Annotated in this window: 18 protein-coding genes; 6 read left to right on the forward strand and 12 right to left on the reverse strand. The window is 73.4% G+C overall.

From position 1 onward, the window contains the following. Positions 1 to 164 precede the first annotated feature (164 nt). Complete coding sequence (locus tag ACH4OA_RS33440) at positions 165 to 638, forward strand: nuclear transport factor 2 family protein (RefSeq protein WP_397941381.1); 474 nt, start codon at positions 165 to 167, stop codon at positions 636 to 638. Positions 639 to 734: 96 nt separating this feature from the next. Then, positions 735 to 2,309: an apolipoprotein N-acyltransferase gene (gene lnt / locus ACH4OA_RS33445; protein WP_397973164.1), complete on the forward strand. Its 1,575-nt coding sequence runs from the start codon at positions 735 to 737 to the stop codon at positions 2,307 to 2,309. Here the strand turns inward: lnt and ACH4OA_RS33450 are convergent. From ACH4OA_RS33450 to ACH4OA_RS33490, 9 genes are all read right to left on the reverse strand, one after another. Then, a complete protein-coding gene (locus ACH4OA_RS33450; protein WP_397941378.1) occupies positions 2,227 to 3,138 on the reverse strand; it encodes a Gfo/Idh/MocA family protein in 912 nt (303 codons plus the stop codon). The two genes, lnt and ACH4OA_RS33450, sit on opposite strands and share 83 nt — an antisense overlap. A 576-nt stretch (positions 3,139 to 3,714) precedes the next feature. Then, entirely contained in the window at positions 3,715 to 4,227 is a 513-nt protein-coding gene (locus ACH4OA_RS33455) for a hypothetical protein (RefSeq protein WP_397941376.1), read from the reverse strand. 132 nt (positions 4,228 to 4,359) lie between these two features. Next, a complete protein-coding gene (gene ung / locus ACH4OA_RS33460; RefSeq protein WP_365873869.1) occupies positions 4,360 to 5,043 on the reverse strand; it encodes a uracil-DNA glycosylase in 684 nt (227 codons plus the stop codon). Positions 5,044 to 5,125: 82 nt separating this feature from the next. Further along, a complete protein-coding gene (locus ACH4OA_RS33465) occupies positions 5,126 to 6,703 on the reverse strand; it encodes an ABC transporter substrate-binding protein (protein WP_397941375.1) in 1,578 nt (525 codons plus the stop codon). 189 nt (positions 6,704 to 6,892) lie between these two features. Beyond that, complete coding sequence (locus tag ACH4OA_RS33470) at positions 6,893 to 7,651, reverse strand: SDR family oxidoreductase (protein ID WP_365873873.1); 759 nt, start codon at positions 7,649 to 7,651, stop codon at positions 6,893 to 6,895. Between the two features lie 12 nt (positions 7,652 to 7,663). Beyond that, positions 7,664 to 8,425 (reverse strand): 3-oxoacyl-ACP reductase FabG, encoded by a 762-nt coding sequence (fabG, locus tag ACH4OA_RS33475; RefSeq protein ID WP_365873875.1) that lies wholly within the window; start codon positions 8,423 to 8,425, stop codon positions 7,664 to 7,666. 146 nt (positions 8,426 to 8,571) lie between these two features. After that, entirely contained in the window at positions 8,572 to 9,021 is a 450-nt protein-coding gene (locus ACH4OA_RS33480; RefSeq protein WP_397947203.1) for a DUF3037 domain-containing protein, read from the reverse strand. Then, the gene (locus ACH4OA_RS33485; protein ID WP_365873879.1) at positions 9,018 to 9,794 is read right to left on the reverse strand and encodes a HipA family kinase; all 777 of its coding nucleotides are present in this window, start codon (positions 9,792 to 9,794) and stop codon (positions 9,018 to 9,020) included. The genes ACH4OA_RS33480 and ACH4OA_RS33485 overlap by 4 nt, the downstream gene beginning before the upstream one ends. A gap of 199 nt (positions 9,795 to 9,993) precedes the next feature. Next, on the reverse strand, positions 9,994 to 10,641 hold the full coding sequence (locus ACH4OA_RS33490; RefSeq protein ID WP_397973167.1) for a dihydrofolate reductase family protein: 648 nt from the start codon (positions 10,639 to 10,641) through the stop codon (positions 9,994 to 9,996). A gap of 207 nt (positions 10,642 to 10,848) precedes the next feature. Between ACH4OA_RS33490 and ACH4OA_RS33495 the strand changes: the two genes are divergently transcribed. Both ACH4OA_RS33495 and ACH4OA_RS33500 read left to right on the forward strand, forming a co-directional pair. Beyond that, positions 10,849 to 11,307 carry a Rieske (2Fe-2S) protein gene (locus ACH4OA_RS33495; protein ID WP_397973170.1) on the forward strand — a complete coding sequence of 153 codons (459 nt, stop codon included), beginning with the start codon at positions 10,849 to 10,851 and terminating at the stop codon, positions 11,305 to 11,307. A gap of 60 nt (positions 11,308 to 11,367) precedes the next feature. Further along, positions 11,368 to 11,838: a pyridoxamine 5'-phosphate oxidase family protein gene (locus ACH4OA_RS33500; protein ID WP_397973173.1), complete on the forward strand. Its 471-nt coding sequence runs from the start codon at positions 11,368 to 11,370 to the stop codon at positions 11,836 to 11,838. Positions 11,839 to 11,873: 35 nt separating this feature from the next. Here ACH4OA_RS33500 and ACH4OA_RS33505 read toward each other — a convergent pair whose 3' ends face one another. After that, the gene (locus tag ACH4OA_RS33505; protein ID WP_397941367.1) at positions 11,874 to 12,776 is read right to left on the reverse strand and encodes a LysR family transcriptional regulator; all 903 of its coding nucleotides are present in this window, start codon (positions 12,774 to 12,776) and stop codon (positions 11,874 to 11,876) included. Between the two features lie 75 nt (positions 12,777 to 12,851). Between ACH4OA_RS33505 and ACH4OA_RS33510 the strand changes: the two genes are divergently transcribed. Further along, the gene (locus tag ACH4OA_RS33510; RefSeq protein WP_365873889.1) at positions 12,852 to 13,787 is read left to right on the forward strand and encodes a DMT family transporter; all 936 of its coding nucleotides are present in this window, start codon (positions 12,852 to 12,854) and stop codon (positions 13,785 to 13,787) included. Between the two features lie 267 nt (positions 13,788 to 14,054). Here ACH4OA_RS33510 and ACH4OA_RS33515 read toward each other — a convergent pair whose 3' ends face one another. Further along, the gene (locus ACH4OA_RS33515) at positions 14,055 to 15,386 is read right to left on the reverse strand and encodes an aminotransferase class I/II-fold pyridoxal phosphate-dependent enzyme (RefSeq protein WP_365873891.1); all 1,332 of its coding nucleotides are present in this window, start codon (positions 15,384 to 15,386) and stop codon (positions 14,055 to 14,057) included. A gap of 48 nt (positions 15,387 to 15,434) precedes the next feature. Here ACH4OA_RS33515 and ACH4OA_RS33520 point away from each other — a divergent pair, with 48 nt between their 5' ends. Next, entirely contained in the window at positions 15,435 to 16,115 is a 681-nt protein-coding gene (locus tag ACH4OA_RS33520; protein WP_365873894.1) for a pyridoxamine 5'-phosphate oxidase family protein, read from the forward strand. Between the two features lie 356 nt (positions 16,116 to 16,471). Here ACH4OA_RS33520 and ACH4OA_RS33525 read toward each other — a convergent pair whose 3' ends face one another. After that, positions 16,472 to 17,479, reverse strand: coding sequence for an EamA family transporter (locus ACH4OA_RS33525; protein ID WP_397973175.1), 1,008 nt, complete (start codon positions 17,477 to 17,479; stop codon positions 16,472 to 16,474). Between the last annotated feature and the right edge of the window lie 34 nt (positions 17,480 to 17,513).

Raw genomic sequence — 17,513 nt, forward strand, 5'->3', positions numbered from 1 at the left:
ACCAGCGTCCTGTTCGCCATGCTCCGCGACGGAACCTTCTACGAACCCAGGAGCCCCCGCATCGCTTGACGAAAGACATAGAGGCACCCCCCCGCTCGCAGGCCGCCCGGTTCCGCCGGGCACGCCCTCTTGGCGCTGGGCCCGTCGTGCCCAAGACTGTCCCGATGACGCAGCGTACGGAGTTCGCGACGGTAAGGGACCGGCTGGCCGTGGACGACCTGGTCACCGCGTACGCGGTGGCGGTGGACGACGGTGACTGGGCGGCGTACCGGACGCTGTTCACGGCGGACGGGCGGGCCGACTACCGCTCGGCGGGCGGTATCGAGGGCGAGACGGAACAGGTCGCGGTCTGGCTCGCCGAGAGCCTGGCCCTGTCCGCCCCGCGCCAGCATCTGATCGTCAACCGGCAGGTACGGTTCGGTGCGTTGGAGCAGGACACCGGCGACACCGCGCGGGTGCGCGCCGACTACCTCAGCCCCCTGCGCCTCGCCGGTTCCGCCGGCCCCGCACCGGATCTGCTGTGCGGCGGCCGGTACGACTTCGGGCTGCTGCGCACCCCGGACGGCTGGCGGCTGCGCGAGGTCGTCGTCCACGAGAAGTGGCGCCGCCGGGCGGCCGACGGGACCGGCGCCCCGTAGGAGACGGCCGGGAGGCGGCACCCGGCCCGCGTTCCGGGACACGCCGGCACCACGTCCGGCGCACACGGGAACGACAGCTGGGTAGGGAGGGTCCTTATGAGGACGATCAACCGCCTGCTGACCTCCCCCTGGCGCCGCTCGGCCGCCGCCGCGCTCCTCGGCGCGCTGCCCGTGCTCGCGTTCCCGGCCCCTTCCCTGTGGTGGTTCGCCTACGTCGCCCTGGTGCCGTGGATCCTGCTGGCGCGTTCGGCGCCGACCGGGCGCCGGGCCGCGTACGACGGCTGGTGCGGCGGCTTCGGCTTCCTGGTGGCCGTCCACCACTGGCTGCTGCCGAGCCTGCACGTGTTCATCTTCCTGATAGCCGCGCTGTTGGGCCTGTTGTGGGCGCCGTGGGGTCTGCTGGTGCACCGCCTCCTGGGCGGGGTGCCGTCGCCGGGCCGGGCCGCCGCCGCTCTGCTGGTGCTGCCGTCGGCCTGGCTGGCGGTGGAGCTGGTCCGGTCCTGGCAGGGGCTCGGCGGGCCGTGGGGCATGCTGGGTGCCAGCCAGTGGCAGGTGGAGCCGGCGCTGCGGCTGGCCTCGGTCGGCGGGGTGTGGCTGCTCAGCTTCCTGGTGGTGGCCGTCAACGTGGCGGTGGCCGTGCTGGTGGCGGTGCGGACCGCGCGTGTGCCGGCCGTGGCCTCGCTGGTCGCCACGGCCGCGGTGGCCTCGGCCGCGTGGGGGTGGGCGCCGCGCCCGGAGGTCGACGGGCGGGTGCGGATCGCCGTCGTACAGCCGGGTGTCGTGGCCGGGACGGACAGCGGTGACCGGCGGTTCGACGAGGAGGAGCGGCTGACCCGGCGGCTCGCCGGACAGGACGTCGACCTGGTGGTGTGGGGCGAGTCCAGCGTCGGCTCCGACCTGGCCGGCCGGCCCGCCCTGGCCCGGCGGCTGGCGGCGCTGTCCCGTGCGACCGGCGCCGACGTGCTGGTGAACGTGGACGCCCGCCGCTCCGACCGGCCCGGCATCTACAAGAGTGCGGTGCTGGTCGGCCCGGACGGTCCGACCGGCGGCCGGTACGACAAGATGCGGCTGGTCCCGTTCGGCGAGTACATACCGGCCCGTTCGCTGCTGGGCTGGGCCACCTCCGTGGGCCGGGCCGCCGGCGAGGACCGGCGCCGGGGCACCGCGCAGACCGTGCTGGACGTCGGGCACGGGCTGCGGGTCGGCCCGCTGATCTGCTTCGAGACCGCCTTCCCGGACATGAGCCGGCATCTCGCCGAGGACGGCGCGGACGTCCTCCTCGGCCAGTCCTCCACCTCGTCCTTCCAGCACAGCTGGGCGCCCGGGCAGCATGCCTCGCTGGCCGCGCTGCGCGCCGCCGAGACCGGCCGCCCGATGGTGCACGCCACCCTCACGGGCGTGACGGCGGTGTACGGCCCCGACGGGCGGCGCCTCGGCCCGTGGCTCGGCACCGGCGCACGCGCCGCCCGGGTGTACGACGTACCGCTGGCGCACGGCAGCACGCCGTACGTCCGCTACGGCGACTGGCCCGCGCTCGGCGCGCTGCTGGTGCTGGCCGCGCTGGCCGTGACGGAGGGCGTCCGGGCGCTCAGGCCGCGCCGGCCCCGTCCCGCACCGCGCGTACCACGCGCTCGCACAGCTCATGACTCGCCAGTGCGTCCCTCGCGCTGAGCACCTGTCCGGCCCGTACGGCGTCGAGGAAGGCGAGCACCACCTGCTCGATGCCGCGCTGGCGGGCCACCGGCACCCAGTCGCCGCGCCGGCGCACGGTGGGCTGGCCCTTGTGGTCGATCACCTCGGCGAGGTTGACCACCTGGCGCTTGGTGTCCTGCCCGGACACCTCCAGGATCTCCTCGCTGGAGCCGCTGAGCCGGTTCATCACGCCGAGCGCGGTGAAGCCGTCCCCGGCGAGCTGGAGCACCACGTGGTGGAGCAGCCCCTCCTTGGCGCGGGCGCGGACGGTGATGTCGTCGACCGGGCCGGGCACCAGGAACCGCAGGGTGTCGACGACGTGGATGAAGTCGTCCAGGATCATCGCGCGCGGTTCCTCGGGCAGCCCGGTGCGGTTCTTCTGCAGGAGGATCAGCTCGCGCGGGTGGTCCAGGCACTGCGCGTACCCGGGCGCGTACCGGCGGTTGAAGCCGACCGTCAGGGAGACACCGCGCTGCTCGGCGAGGTCGACCAGCCGCCGGGAGTCGGCGAGTTCGTAGGCGAGCGGCTTGTCGACGTACGTCGGGACGCCGGCCTCCAGCAGCCGGGTGACGATCTCGGGGTGGACGTCGGTGGGCGCGTGCACGAAGGCCGCGTCCAGGCCGGCGGCGAGCAGCGAGTCCAGCGTGGTGTGCCGCTGCCGTGCGGGCAGGCGCAGGCCGTCCGCGACCCGGTCCAGGGTGGCGGGGGTGCGGGTGTGCAGGTGCAGGTCCACTCCCGGCTGCGTGCCGAGCACCGGCAGATACGCCTTCTGCGCGATGTCCCCGAGTCCGATGCAGCCGACCTTCACTTGCTCTCCCCTTACGCCTTGCCTGTGTGGTGCCTTGCGGAAGCATACGGGCGTCAGCCGGGGCGCCGCGGAGACCTCCGCACGGGGTACGGGATCACCCGTACGGCGCACGGGCTGGGGCGGCATGGCCCCGGGCCGGGCGCCGGACCAGCAGAGTGGCGCGGGTGCATCGAACCACGACCACCGCAGCGCTTCTGGTCACCGTGGCCGTCTCGGCCCTCGGCGGCTGTGTGACGGTAGGGCACCCGACGGCTCCGGGTCCGGCGCGTTCGCAGCCGGCCGCGGCCCGTCCGGACGGCGGCGCGCGGCCGGGGAAGGCACGGGAACCGGCCGCCGAGGCGCTGGAGCGGACCGCTGTGCCCCGGCGCGCGGCACCGTCCGGACCGCCCGTCCGGCCGCGTGTCCCGGCCGCACCCGGCCACCGGCCGCCGCGCCCGGCCCGTTCCCCGCGCGCCGTCCCGGCCCCACCCAGGCCCTCGGACGTCTGCGCGCTGGGCAGGGCCTACGGAGGCTGGCGCCAGGACAGCCCGGAGGCGAGGATCTGCGCCCAGGTCTACGGCCCGTGAGCCGCTCCCGTCACCTGCGCCGGAACGGTCCCGGGCTCTCCGGGTCCGGGGTGCCGTCCTCGCCGAGCCGCCGTGCCAGGCGGCTGATCTCCGACCGGACCTGCTCGCCGTAGCCGTCGTCGGCGAGGGCGGCCGCCGCGGCGCGGGCCCGGCGCAGATGGCTGTGGGCGGCCTCGGTGCGGCCCAGCTTGGCGTAGTCGGCGGCCAGGTTCAGGTGCAGGGAGGAGAGGAAGCCCCGCACGCCGGCCGGATCGCCGCCCGCGCGGCCGCCGGCCAGTTCCCCGGCCGCCGACAACGCCCTGAGGTCCCAGGCCAGTTCGTCCGCCGGGTCGTCCTGGGTGTCGGCGAGGTAGTGGGCGAGGGTGCAGCGGTGCAGCGGGTCGCCGTCCTCGCCGATCTCCGCCCACAGGTCCAGGAAACGGCTGCGGGCCTCCTCGCGGTCGCCGCCGTGGTGCAGCATCACGACCTGCCCGATCCGCGTCAGCACGGCATCGGGGGCCGCCTGCTCCTGTCGCTCCGCCACGGGGTCCCTCCGGGCCGTCGTCGGTTGTCCGCTCCCGACGCTAACCGGCGGACCGCGGATTCCCGGTCAGGCGGCGCCGTCCCGCGGCGCACCGGTGGCCCGGTCACGGCCCCCCGCCCGGGTCCCCGGCCGTCAGCCCAGGTCGGGGATGCGCCAGTCGATCGGCTCGTGGCCCTGGCGGGCGATCGCCTCGTTGATCTGGGTGAACGGGCGGGAGCCGAAGAACTTCTTCGCGGACAGCGGCGAGGGGTGCGCGCCCTTGACCACCGCGTGCCGGGTCTCGTCGATCAGCGGGAGCTTCTTCTGCGCGTAGTTGCCCCACAGCACGAAGACCGCCGGGTCGGGCCGGGAGACCACCGCGCGGATCACGGCGTCGGTGAACTTCTCCCAGCCCTTGCCCTTGTGGGAGTTGGCCTCGCCGGCCCGGACGGTGAGGACCGCGTTGAGCAGCAGCACGCCCTGCCGGGCCCACGGCATCAGATAGCCGTTGTCCGGTACGGGCAGGCCCAGCTCCTGCTGCATCTCCTTGTAGATGTTCCGCAGGGACGGCGGGGTCTTCACGCCGGGACGGACCGAGAAGCACAGGCCGTGGCCCTGGCCCTCGCCGTGGTACGGGTCCTGGCCGAGGACGAGGACCTTGACCTGCTCGTACGGCGTCGCGTCCAGCGCGGCGAAGACCTCCTCACGCGGCGGGTAGACGGGGCCCTTCGCCCGCTCCTCCTCGACGAACTCGGTCAGCTCCTTGAAGTAGGGCTGCTGCAGTTCGTCGCCCAGAACCCCGCGCCAGGACTCGGGCAGCATGGCGATGTCGGTCACGTCAACGTCCTCACGGTGTCGGTCCACTTCCAGGCTCCCGAACCTACAGGCGACCACTGACAACCGGTGCCGTGAGGGTGGTTCACCAGCTGGTCTTGCGGTGCAGCGTCCACATCATCATGATCGTCGACGGGTCCAGGGCCTGTTCGCCGCCGGAGATGTCGACGCTGGCCGCCACGAACTGCCGGCCCTGCCACAGGGGGAGCAGCCGGGCGTCGTCCACCATGATCCGCTGGGCCGCCTCCACGTCCTTGACGGTCCGGGCGCGGTCGCTCTCGGCGCGCGCGTGGGGCAGCAGCCGGCCGGTGATCTCCTTGGCCGGGTAGGGCGTGCCGAGGGCGTTGTCCTCGCCGACGAACGGGGCGATGAAGTTGTCGGGGTCGGGGAAGTCCGGGAACCAGCCGCGTCCGAACACCGGGTATTCGTGCTTCTGGTAGCCGAGGACGTAGCTCTTCCAGGGGCGGCTTCGGAGGGTGATGGCGAACAGGCCCGAGCCGTCCAGCTGCTTCTTCAGCTCCTGGAACATCCGGGCGGTCTCGGAGCCGTAGCGGTCGGTGGTGTACCAGAAGGTGAGCGGGACGCGCCGGGTGATGCCGGCGTCGGAGAGGATCGTGCGGGCCTTGGCCGCGCTGGGATCGCCGTAGTCGTCGAAGAAGCCGGTGGAGTGGCCGGTCAGACCCTTGGGGACCATCGAGTACAGCGGGTCGACGGTGTCCTTGTAGACCTTGTGCGCGATCGCGCCCCGGTCCACGAGCTGGGCGACGGCCTTGCGTACGGCGGGCTGTCTGGCCCACGGGTCCTGGGGGTTGAACACCAGGTAGCTGATGTCGGTGCCGGCGCCGTCGAACAGTTGCAGGTTCTCGTTGTCGTGTTCCTGGAGGGCGAGGATGTCGTCGGCGGCCAGGCCGCGGTAGGTGACGTCGACCTGCTTGTCCCGCAGCGCCTTGACCATGCCCGCGGAGTCCTTGAAGTAGCGGACGGTCACCGCGTCGTTCTGCCGCTTGGCGAAGCCCTTGTAGTGGTCGTTGCGGACCAGGACGGCCTCGGCGCCCTCCTCGTAGGACTGGAGCCGGTACGGCCCGGAGCCGTGCACGTCGCTGTCCTTGCGCAGGGAGTGGGCCGGGTAGTCGTCCGGGTCGACGAGGGACATGGCCGGGGTGGCCAGCACGAACGGGAAGGTGGCGTCGGGCTGGTTGAGGTGGAAGACGATGTCGCGGTCACCCGACGTCTCCACGCGGTCCAGGCTGCCGAGCAGTCCGGCTGGGCCGCCGCGGGCGTTGATGGCGCGGATGCGGTCGATCGAGTGCCGCACCGCCTCGGCGGTCAGCGGGTCGCCGTCGGAGAACGTCAGCCCGGAGCGCAGCCGGCAGTGGTAGGTGCGGCTCGTGGAGTCGGTGAACTCGCAGCTCCCGGCGGCGTCGGGCTGCGGGGTGGTGGCGCCGTTCGGGTAGGCGAGGAGCGTCTGGAAGATGTTCCGGTACAGCTCCCAGGAGCCGTCCCAGGCGCCGGCGGGGTCCAGCGTGCTGGGGGCGCTGGTGGTGCCCACGACGATCGCACCCCGGTCGTCGCCACCGCCGTCGGACAGCACCCCGCATCCGGCGGCCAGCGTTAGGGACGCGATCGCCGCGACGCTCCGCAGGAATCGGTTCCGGTTGAACACGCGCACGCTCCTCGATCTGCCATACCAAGGGTCGGCAGACCATACCGCAGCGTCCCGGTGGCTGAACCTCCCCTGGAACAGGGCTTCTTGATCGATTCGGCGATGACGACGTTGTCAGTCCGCCGAGCGGACGTCACGGGTGTTCCGGGCGCCGATCCGTCCGGAAATCGGCGCCCGGTACCGTCGGGCTCAGCTCACGCCGGCGTTGAGGAAGATGCCGCCGTCGACGACGAGCGTCTGACCGGTGACCCAGTCGGACTGCGCGGAGGTGAGGAACGCGGCGGCGCCGCCGATGTCGGAGGGCACGCCGAGCCGGCCGAGCGGGTAGGCGGCCGCGGCCTCCTCCTCGCGGCCCTCGTACAGGGCCTTGGCGAACTTGGTCTTGACCACGGCCGGGGCGATCGCGTTGACCCGTACCCGCGGCGCGAACTCGTGCGCGAGCTGCTGGGTCAGGTTGATCATCGCGGCCTTGCTGACGCCGTAGGCGCCGATGAACGGCGAGGGCGCGAGACCGGCGACCGAGGCGATGTTGACGATCGCGCCGCCGTTCTCCTTCTGCCAGGCGTGCCAGGTCTTCTGGGCGAAGCCGAGGGCGGAGACCACGTTGGTCTCGAAGACCTTGCGGGCGACGTCCGGGTCGAGGTCCGCGAGGGGGCCGAAGACCGGGTTGGTGCCCGCGTTGTTGACCAGGAAGTCGACGCGGCCGAAGGCCGCCATGGTGCGCTCGACGACCTCGGTCTGGTGGTCGAGGTCGTGCGCCTTGCCGGCCACGGCGATGGCCCGGTCGGCGCCGAGCCGCTCGACGGCCTCCGTCAGGGCGTCCTCGCCCCGGCCGGTGAGGCAGACGCGGTCGCCGCGGGCCACCATGGCCTCGGCGATGCCGTAGCCGATACCGCGGCTCGCACCCGTGACGATCGCGACCTTGCCGGAGAGTTCAGCGGAAGTCATGTGCCTGGTCCCTTAGTTGAGCGGTCCGCCGGCGACGTACAGCACCTGGCCGGAGACGAAGCCGGCGGCCTCGCCGGTGAAGAAGGCGATGGCGTTGGCGATGTCCTCGGGCTCGCCGACGCGCTGCACCGGGATCTGGGTGGCGGCGGCCTTCTTGAAGTCCTCGAAGCCCATGCCGACGCGGTCGGCGGTGGCCTTGGTCATCTCGGTGGCGATGAAGCCCGGGGCGACGGCGTTGGCGGTGATGCCGAACTTGCCCAGCTCGATGGCGAGGGTCTTGGTGAAGCCCTGGAGACCGGCCTTGGCGGCCGAGTAGTTGACCTGGCCGCGGTTGCCGAGCGCCGAGGAGGAGGAGAGGTTGACGATCCGGCCCCAGCCGGCGTCGACCATGTGCTTCTGCACCGCCTTGGTCATCAGGAACGAGCCGCGCAGGTGCACGTTCAGGACCGTGTCCCAGTCGGAGACGCTCATCTTGAACAGCAGGTTGTCGCGCAGCACGCCCGCGTTGTTGACCAGGATCACCGGGGCGCCCAGCTCCTCGGCGATCCGGGCGACGGCCGCCTCGACCTGCGCCTCGTCACTGACGTCGGCGCCGACCGCGAGGGCGGTGCCGCCGGCGGCGGTGATCTTCTCGACGGTGTCCTTGCAGGCGGCCTCGTCGAGGTCGATCACGGCGACCGCGTGGCCTTCGGCGGCCAGCCGTACGGCGGTGGCGGCGCCGATGCCGCGCGCCGCGCCGGTGACTACCGCGACCCGCTGTTCGGTGGTGGACATGCTGTTTCTCCTCGCCCTTGAGAGAACCTGGCGGACCCTCGGAGAGAGTCCCCTCGTGCGGTGAGCGACCGCTTAGTACCTTCGGTACCCGTGACGCTAGAAGCCCTGGCACGCGGTGTCAACGGCGCATCGGCCGGTGTGATCCATTACCTCACCAGGAGGTCGAGCAAGCGCTCCGTCTCGGCGGCCGGGTCGGCGGTCAGACCGGTGTGCACGGGTCCGGGCTGGACCACGGTGGAGCGGGGCGCGACCAGCCAGCGGTAGCGGCGCCCCGCGTCGTCGCCGGCCGCCTGCCCGGCCTGCTCGCCGCCCGCGCACGTCCGCTCGATCGCGTCGAGCGCGGCACGCACCCCGGCCACGTCCGCGGCCGGGTCCAGGGCGAGCAGCCGGGCCTCGTCCAGATGGGTGCGGGCGCCGACGTAACCGCGGGCCCGGCAGTACACGAGCACGCCCGCGTTGATGCACTCCCCGCGTTCCACTCGCGGTACGACCCGCAGCAGCGCGTACTCGAACACGTCCCGGTCGCCGCCCTGGCCCGCCCGGGTGATGTGCCGCTCGGTGACGTGACCGGCCATGTGGATGTGCCGCTCGCTCACATGCTCTCCTTCGCTCCGGTGCCGATGCCGGTGATCCGGTCGGCGATGACGGCCGCCCGGGCGAGCAGCGGCCGCGCGTAGGCCCGGCGCAGGTCGTCCGGGGTGTCGAAACCCGGTTCGCCGGCGAGCCAGACGTCCGGGATCTCGGCGGTGACCTCGGCGAGCAGCTCCTCGGTGATCCGCGGCGCCAGCTCGGCCGCGGCGGCGGACACGTCCGGGGCGAAGCGGGCGAGGGCGTGGTCGGAGGCGTCGTAGGGGCGGGCCGCCGAGGTCTGGGCACCGGGCCAGTTGTGGTGCCAGATCATCGTGGCGCCGTGGTCGATGAGCCACAGCTCGCCGTGGTGCACGAGCAGGTTGGGGTTGCGCCAGGAGCGGTCGACGTTGTTGATCAGCGCGTCGAACCAGACGATCCGGCCGGCCTCCCCGGGGTCCACCGGGAAGGCGAGCGGGTCGTAGCCGAGGGCGCCGGACAGGAAGTCCATGCCGAGGTTGGCGCCGCCGCTGTGCCGGAGCAGGTCCTGCACCTGCTGCTCCGGCTCGCCGAGCCCGAGGACCGGGTCCAGACCGACGGTGACCAGCCGGGGCATGCGGAAGCCGAGGCGCCGGGCGAGTTCGCCGCACACCACCTCGGCGACCAGGGTCTTGCGGCCCTGTCCGGCGCCGGTGAACTTGATGACGTAGGTCCCGAAGTCGTCGGCCTCGACGAGCCCCGGCAGCGAGCCGCCCTCACGCAGCGGCGTGATGTAGCGGGTAGCGGTGACTTCTCTCAACATTTTCTACGGCTTCCCCGCTCACTTGCCTTGCTCGGGACGGCCACGTCCGACTCACCCGTCGACGGCGGTGCGCCCTTGCTTCCGGCCTCCGGCACGAAGTGAGCATAGTAACCAAGCGTGACAGCCGGGGAGGAGTGCCCCGACTCGCGGGGGGGTACAGCAGCCGAGCGGGGCCGGCGGGGCCGGCCCTGAGGGTTGGTTACTTTCGCCAGAAGAGGTGGTGCGTCACGCCGCTCGGGCTGGGCACGACCTCCAGGTGGAAGCGGTCGAGCAGTTCGTCGGGGGACTCCCAGAGCCGTAGTCCGGACCCCAGCTTCACCGGCGAGACCGCCACGTGCAGGGTGTCGACGAGGTCGGCGTCCAGGAACTCCCGGACGGTGGTCACCCCGCCGCCGAGCCGGACGTCCTTTCCTCCCGCCGCCTCCCGCGCCTGCCCCAGGACCGTGGCCGGGTCGCCGTCGACGAAGTGGAACGTGGTGTCGGAGAGCGTGAACGAAGGACGCTGGTGGTGCGTCATGACGAACACCGGGGTGCGGAACGGGGGTTCGTCACCCCACCAGCCGCGCCACTCGTGGTCGTTCCAGGGCCCGCGCTGGGGCCCGAACTTGTTGCGGCCCATGATCTCCGCACCGATGTTGCGCGCGTAGTCCCGCGTGAAGTAGTCGTCGAGGCCCCGGCTCCCTCCGGGATCGGTGCGCATGGGCCAGCTCGCCGTGGCACCGGCCCAGGCGAACAGCTTCGCCGGGTCGACGGCGTGGCCGAACGGACTCTCCAGGCTCTGGCCCTCACCGGCGCCGATCCCGTCACTCGAGACGTTGAAGTTCTGGACTCTCAGCAGCTGAGCCACGTGCTCCTCCTGTGGTGTGACAACAGGGGTGAGACTCTCCCGGCCGCGAAAACTCATCGCCGCCTCGTCAGCCGACGCCCGGACCGGTGGACGGACACCGGCGCTCGCAGTGAACGGAGCCGGTTTGCGTGTGCGGCTGAACGGCCGCGCTCCCCCGGCCGTACCCCAGGGCGGACGACGAGGAACGCTCTGCGGAAGGGAACCCCTATGACCAGCGCATCGCCCCACCCCGCGGCCGGACCGGGCCGCCGCGGCGTCATGGCGGCGGCCGGGGCGGCGGGGCTCGCCGCCGCCCTGACCGCCTGCGGCACGGACGACGGCTCCTCCGGCCGTGTCGCCGCCGGAGCCGGCGCCGACCGCGCCGCGCCCGACGGCGGCGGAACCGCGCTCGCGAAGACGGCGGACATTCCCGAGGGAGGCGGTACGGTCTTCAAGGACCACGGGGTCGTGGTCACCCAGCCGACGGCGGGCACCTACAAGGCGTTCTCGTCCACGTGCACCCACCAGGGCTGCGCGGTGGGCGGTGTGGCGGACGGCGTGATCGTCTGTCCGTGCCACCACAGCGAGTTCTCCGCGGCGGACGGCAGCGTGCGCAAGGGGCCCGCGACCCGCCCGCTGCCCGCGGCGCGGATCACCGTCTCCGGTGACGAGATCAGGCTGGCCTGAGCGGTCCCGGCGCCGGCACCGCGGGGCCCGCCGGCACCGAGCGAAGAGTGAGGGGACCGCATGACCGTCGGTCAGCAGCGCCGGGGCCGGCGGATCATGATGACGCCCGGCGAACTGGACCGGTTCCTCGGCACCCAGCGCACCTGCCGGGTCGCGACCGTCTCGGCCGACGGGGCACCGCACGTGAGCCCGCTGTGGTTCGTCTGGGACGGCACCTCGCTGTGGCTGTACTCCGTCGTGCGCAGCCGGCGCTGGGCGCAGCTGGGCCGCGATCCGCGGGTGGCGGTCGTGGTCGACTCCGGCGAGGAGTACGACGCGCTGCGCGGGGCCGAGCTGTCCGGCCGGGTGGAGTCCGTGGGCGAGGTGCCGCGCCGGGGCGGGCTGTGCGCCGAACTCGACACCGCCGAGACGCTGTTCGCGCGCAAGTACTTCGGCCTGGACGAGATGCCGCACGACGGCCGCCACGCGTGGGCCCGGCTGACCCCGGAGAAGATCGTGTCCTGGGACTTCCGGAAACTGAGCGACGGATAGCCGGGGCGCGGCGGCCCACAGCGCGGGCCCGGCGCTCAGCCCAGTTTCCGTGCCGCCGTGCGCAGGGCCTCCACCGCGGCGCGGATCGAGGGCCGGCGGTCGGCGTCCGCCCGCCATATCACGTACACATGGCGGCGCAGGCGCTGCTTGAGCGGGACCAGGGCCACGCCCTCGGGCACCGGGTGCCGGCCCAGCAGCGGCACGATGCACACGCCCAGTCCGGCGGCCACCAGCCCGAGCTGGGTGTGGGTCTCGCCCGCGCGGTGGCCGACGATCGGCTCGACGCCCTTGGAGCGCAGGGTGAACATCAGCCATTCGTGGCAGAACTCGCCCTCGCCCCAGGTGATCCACTCGTCCTCGGCGAACTCGGTCAGATCCACCTCGTCCCGGCCCGCGAGCCGGTGCCCGGCGGGCAGGGCGACCTCGGCCGGGTCGTCCAGCAGGGGCGCCTTGACCAGGCCGTCGGGCACGGGCATCGGCTTGTTGTACCAGTCCAGGACCACGGCGAGGTCGAGATCGCCGCGGACGACGCCCGCGATGCCCTGTTCCGGTTCCAGCTCGCTGGAGCGCACCCGCAGTCCCGGGTGCTCGGCACGCAGGGCCCCGAGCGCGGCCGGGAACAGTCCGCGGGCCGCGGTCGGGAACGCCGACAGCCGCAGCTCGCCGACGGCCTGGCCGCGGTGCGCCTCCAGATCGGACTCGGCGAGTTCGGCCTGCGACAGGATGCGTGCCGCGTGCTCCGACAGCAGCCGGCCGGCGTCCGTGAGCCGCACGCCCCGGCCGTTCTTGGCCAGGAGCCGCTGGCCGATTTCCCGCTCCAGCTTGCCCAGCTGCTGGGAGACTGCCGAGGTGGTGACGTGCAGCGCCTCGGCAGCGCCGCTGACCGAGCCGTGCCGGGCCAGCGCGTCCAGAGTGCGCAGGCGCTCCAGGTTCAACATGTAAGAAATTCTAAGAGGTACCGGGGCCGAAATCTCGATTGTGCTACGTGGTTGCCCCCGGCAAAGCTAGGAGGCATGAGCACGGTCACCTCGTCGACACACACCCGGTCCACCGCCCCCGGCCTCCCCCGGGGCCGCCTCGACTGGCGGCTGCGCTTCGGCGCCCTGTCCGTGATCTGGGGCTTCAGCTTCCTGCTGATCAAGGTGGGCACCGAAGGGTACGCGCCTTTTCAGGTCACCCTGGGCCGGCTGGCGTTCGGTACGGCGGTGCTGGTGGTGACCATGGCCGTGAAGCGGGAGCGGCTGCCGCGCGGGGCCCGGCTGTGGGGGCGCATGGCGATCGCCGCGTTCCTGCTGAACGCCCTGCCGTTCTCCCTCTTCGCCTACTCCGAGCTGACGATCCCGTCCACGCTCGCCGGCATCTGCAACGCCACGTCCCCGCTGTGGGGCATGGTCCTGTCCCTGGTCGCCCTGTCCGAGGACCGGCCGTCGCGGGTCCGGGTCGCCGGGCTCGGGCTCGGGTTCCTGGGCGTGCTGACCGTGCTGGGCGCCTGGCAGGGCTTCCACGGCCTGGACGCCAAGGGCACGACGATGGCGCTGCTGGCCTCGCTGAGCTACCCGGTGGGCTGGATCTACGTCCGGCGGACCCTGGCCGGCACCGGGAACTCCCATCTGTCGATGACCGGCGGCCAGTTGCTGCTGGCCACGGTCCAGCTCGCCATCGTGACGCCCCTGTTCACCAGCGTCCCGGAGCACTTCTCCGTCGTCCCGCTGCTGGCCGTCGCCACGCTCGGGGCGGTTGGGACCGGACTCGCGGTGCTGATCCAGTACGGCCTGGTCGCCGAGGTCGGGCCGACCACCGCGCAGATGGTCACGTACTTCATCCCGGTCATCGCCACGGCGGCGGGCGTGGCGATCCTCGGCGAGTCGCTCCGGTGGACGACGCCGGTGGGCGCGGTGATCGTACTGGCGGGCGCCGCACTGACACAGGCACGCGGCAAGCGGGCCTGAGCGGCGGGCGAGGAGGGCGACCGCGCCTGTGGGGCTGGGCGACCGCGCCTGTGGGGCTGGGGTGCGGCGCCGGGGCCCGGGGGGACGAAGCGGTGCTAGCCGTAGATACGCGCCGGGCCCCGGGAGATGCGCGGGGCGCCGGCCGTAGACGCGCGCCAGGCCCCAGCAGACAGGAGAGGCGCTAACCGCAGACGCGCGCCAGACCCCAGGAGATACGAGAGGCGCTAACCGCAGACGCGCACCAGGCCCCAGGGGAGGCGAAGGGCGCTAGCCGTAGACGCGCGCCGGACTCGGGCGTACCGCCGTCGCCACCGCGTCGGCGAGCGGGATGACGTCCTCCTGAGTGAGCGAGGACACCGTGACGCGGACGGCCTGCGGTGAGGCGAGGCGGAAGCGGGCTCCCGGTGCCACCGCCCAGCCCGCCTGGACCAGGCGGGCCACCGCGCCGGTCTCGTCCGGGACCGGGATCCAGACGTTCATGCCGCTGCGGCCGTGGGCGGTGACGCCACGCTCCGCGAGCGCGTCGACGAGGGCGTCCCGGCGGCTGCCGTAGGCCCGCGCCACCGCCGCCCGGTCCACCGCGCCGTGCGTGAGGAGATGGGCCACGGCCCGTTGCAGCAGCAGACTCACCCAGCCGGGGCCCAGGCTCAGCCGGCCCCGGACCCGGTCCACGGTGACGGGGTCGCCGGTGAGGACGGCGAGGCGCAGGTCGGGGCCGTAGGCCTTGGCGACGGAGCGGACGAACGCCCAGTGGCGGGTGACGCCGGCGAGCGGGTGCACCGGCAGGTCGACGATGCCGTGGCCGTGGTCGTCCTCGACGAGCAGGGTTCCCGGATGGTCGCGCAGCACCGCGCGCAGGGCACGCGCGCGCGTGGCCGTGACCGAGGCGCCGGTCGGGTTCTGGGCCCGGTCGGTGACGATCAGGGCGCGGGCCCCGGATTCCAGGGCGCGGCGCAGGTCGTCCGCGCGCGGCCCGTCGTCGTCCACGCCGACCGGGGCCAGGTGCAGGCCGAGGGCGGGCACGAGGTCGAGGAGGCTGCCCCAGCCCGGATCCTCGACGGCGACCGTGTCACCGGGTCTGAGGTGCGCGGCGAGGACGCGTTCGATCGCGTCGAGGGAGCCGGAGGTGACGGTGAGCGGACCCGCGGGGACACCGTCGGCGTCGAGTTCGGCCCGCGCGAGGCGGGCGAGGTCCGGGTCCACGGGATCGTCGCCGTAGCGGACGGGCCGGGCATCGCCCTGCGCGGCCGCCGCGGCGAGGGCCGGGGCCAGGCGGGGCAGCAGGGCCGGATCGGGGTTGCCCGTGGACAGATCACGGCCGCCCGCGGGCACCTCGACGCGCAGTTGCTCACGGCCGGTGGTGGCGGGCTTGGGGCGCACCCGGCTGCCCCGGCGGCCCGCCGTCTCGATCACCCCGCGCTCCCGCAGGGTGCGATAGGCCGCGGCGACCGTGTTCGGATTCACGCCGAGCCGGGCCGCCAACTCCCGCATGGGAGGCAGGGCTTGGCCCGGTTGCAGCTCTCCGTCGCCGACCGCCTGCTCGATACCGGCCGCGATATCGGCTGCACCGCGTCCTGTGATCCGATATTCTCCTAGCACAAACAGCATTATGCACTAGTACAAAGCTCGCCGCAATGGAGGACCGTCATGCAGGGCACGACCGAGAACAACCGGGCCGCCGCCTACTCCCCGACCGACCGGACCGTGCCCACGCGCTACCCGGACCGGGCGTCGTACGACAAGGAGCAGGTGCACGCGCTGCTGGACGAGGGGTACGTCGGCCACCTCGGTTTCGTCCGGGACGGCGCCCCGGTGGTGCTGCCCACGCTGTACGGCCGGGTCGGCGAGCGGCTGTACCTGCACGGCTCGACCGGTTCGCGTCCGCTACGGATGGCCGGCGCCGCCGACCCGGGTCTGCCGGTGTGCCTCACGGTCACGCATGTCGACGGGCTGGTGCTGGCCCGCTCCGCCTTCCACCACTCGATCAACTACCGCTCGGTCGTGGTGCACGGCGTCGCGTACGAGGTCACCGACCCGGAGGAGCGACGGCTGGCCCTGGACGCGCTGGTCGACCACGTCGTACCGGGCCGGGCCGCCGACTCCCGGCCCGCGACCAGGAAGGAGCTGGCCGCCACCGCGGTGATCCGCCTGGACCTGGAGGAGGTCTCGGTGAAGACCCGTGCCGGCGCGGCCAGCGACGAGCCCGAGGACCTGGCCCTGCCGCACTGGGCCGGCGTCGTCCCGCTCCGCAAGGGCTACGACACGGCGGTCCCCAATCCGGACCTGGCCCCCGGCATCGAACTGCCGGACTACCTGGCGCAGCGGTAACGACGACGGCCCGGCGCGGCGGCGGCCGGTGACACAGCGCCCCACGCCCCTCGGGCCCGGGCTGCTCACGGCGAAGGCGCCCACCGTGGTGCGGCGGGCGTGGCACCGCCGTTCCGGCCCGGCCAGCGGGTGAGCAGGGTCATCGCGCCGCAGCCGGCCGCCGAGGCCGGGACGCACAGCACGCCCGTCCGCCGCCCGCCGGACGGTCGCGGCCGAGCCACCGAAGGCGAGCACGGCCAGACCGGCCGGCCGGGCCGCCGTCCCGAAGTACCCGGTCCGCACCTCTCATTTGGATCATGCCGGGCTCGCGGGCCCTGGCACCGCACCCTGATCCGGCCTGATCCAAACGAAAGACCCTAGGCGGCGCTGCCCCGCGCGGACATCTCCCGTTCCCCGTCGCCGGGGGCGACCGGCTCCGGAGTGCCCTTGTCCGCCGGGGTGGCGGACTGGGCGATGAGCGCGCCGAGCAGGACGACCGCGCCGCCGGCCACCTGCGGCGCGGACAGGTGCTCGCCGAGCAGCACCCACGCGAGCACGGTCGCGATGACCGCCTCCAGGCAGGCGACGACGACGGCGACCTGCGGCGACAGCCGGCGCACGGACAGCACCCCGGTGACGTACGCGATCACCGTGGCGACCAGGACGACCCAGGCGAGCAGGACCCCGGCCGGTACGGCGGTGCCGTGCAGATCCGCCGGGCCGGCCAGCACCGACCAGTCCATGGTCCAGGGGCGGGCCACCACGGTCAGCACGGCGGTGCCGACGAGCAGGCCGTAGGCGATGACTCCGAGCGGGTCCGGCGCCGCGTCGCCCCGGTCCTGGCCCTGGTCGGACAGGACGAAGTAGCCGACCTGGCAGCAGGCGGCGCCGAGGGCGAGCAGCAGGCCCAGCGCGTCGAAGCTCAGCCCGGACCAGATCTCGACCACACAGGCGAGCCCGGCCGCCGCGAGGACCACGCCGAGCGCGGCGGCGCGCGTGACGGGCCGCCGCTGCACGAAGCGCACCCAGCCGAGCACCATGGCGGGCGCCAGGTACTCGATGAGCAGGGCCACGCCGACCGGGATCCGGGAGAGCGCGGCGAAGTAGCAGGCCTGGACGCCGGCGACGGCGAGCAGGCCGAACCCGGCGAGCAGCGCGGGCCGGCGGCGCGGCAGGCCGCGGTGGCGCACCGCGACCGGCAGCATCACCAGGGCGGCGCCGGCCGCCCGCAGCCACACCACGTGCAGCGGGTCGAGTCCCGCCTCGATCAGCGGCTTCGCCGCCACCCCGGACCCGCCGAAGGCCAGTGCCGAGACCAGCGCGAGACCGAGACCGGCGCCCTTGCCGGGACTGCCCTGACTGCTCACAGACGTACGCACCCGCACATGATGACAGGCGCCGACAGGAGCTTCGCTCCTG

This window comes from Streptomyces sp. NPDC017095, from assembly GCF_044332325.1.
In the GTDB taxonomy this organism is placed as follows: Bacteria; Actinomycetota; Actinomycetes; order Streptomycetales; family Streptomycetaceae; genus Streptomyces.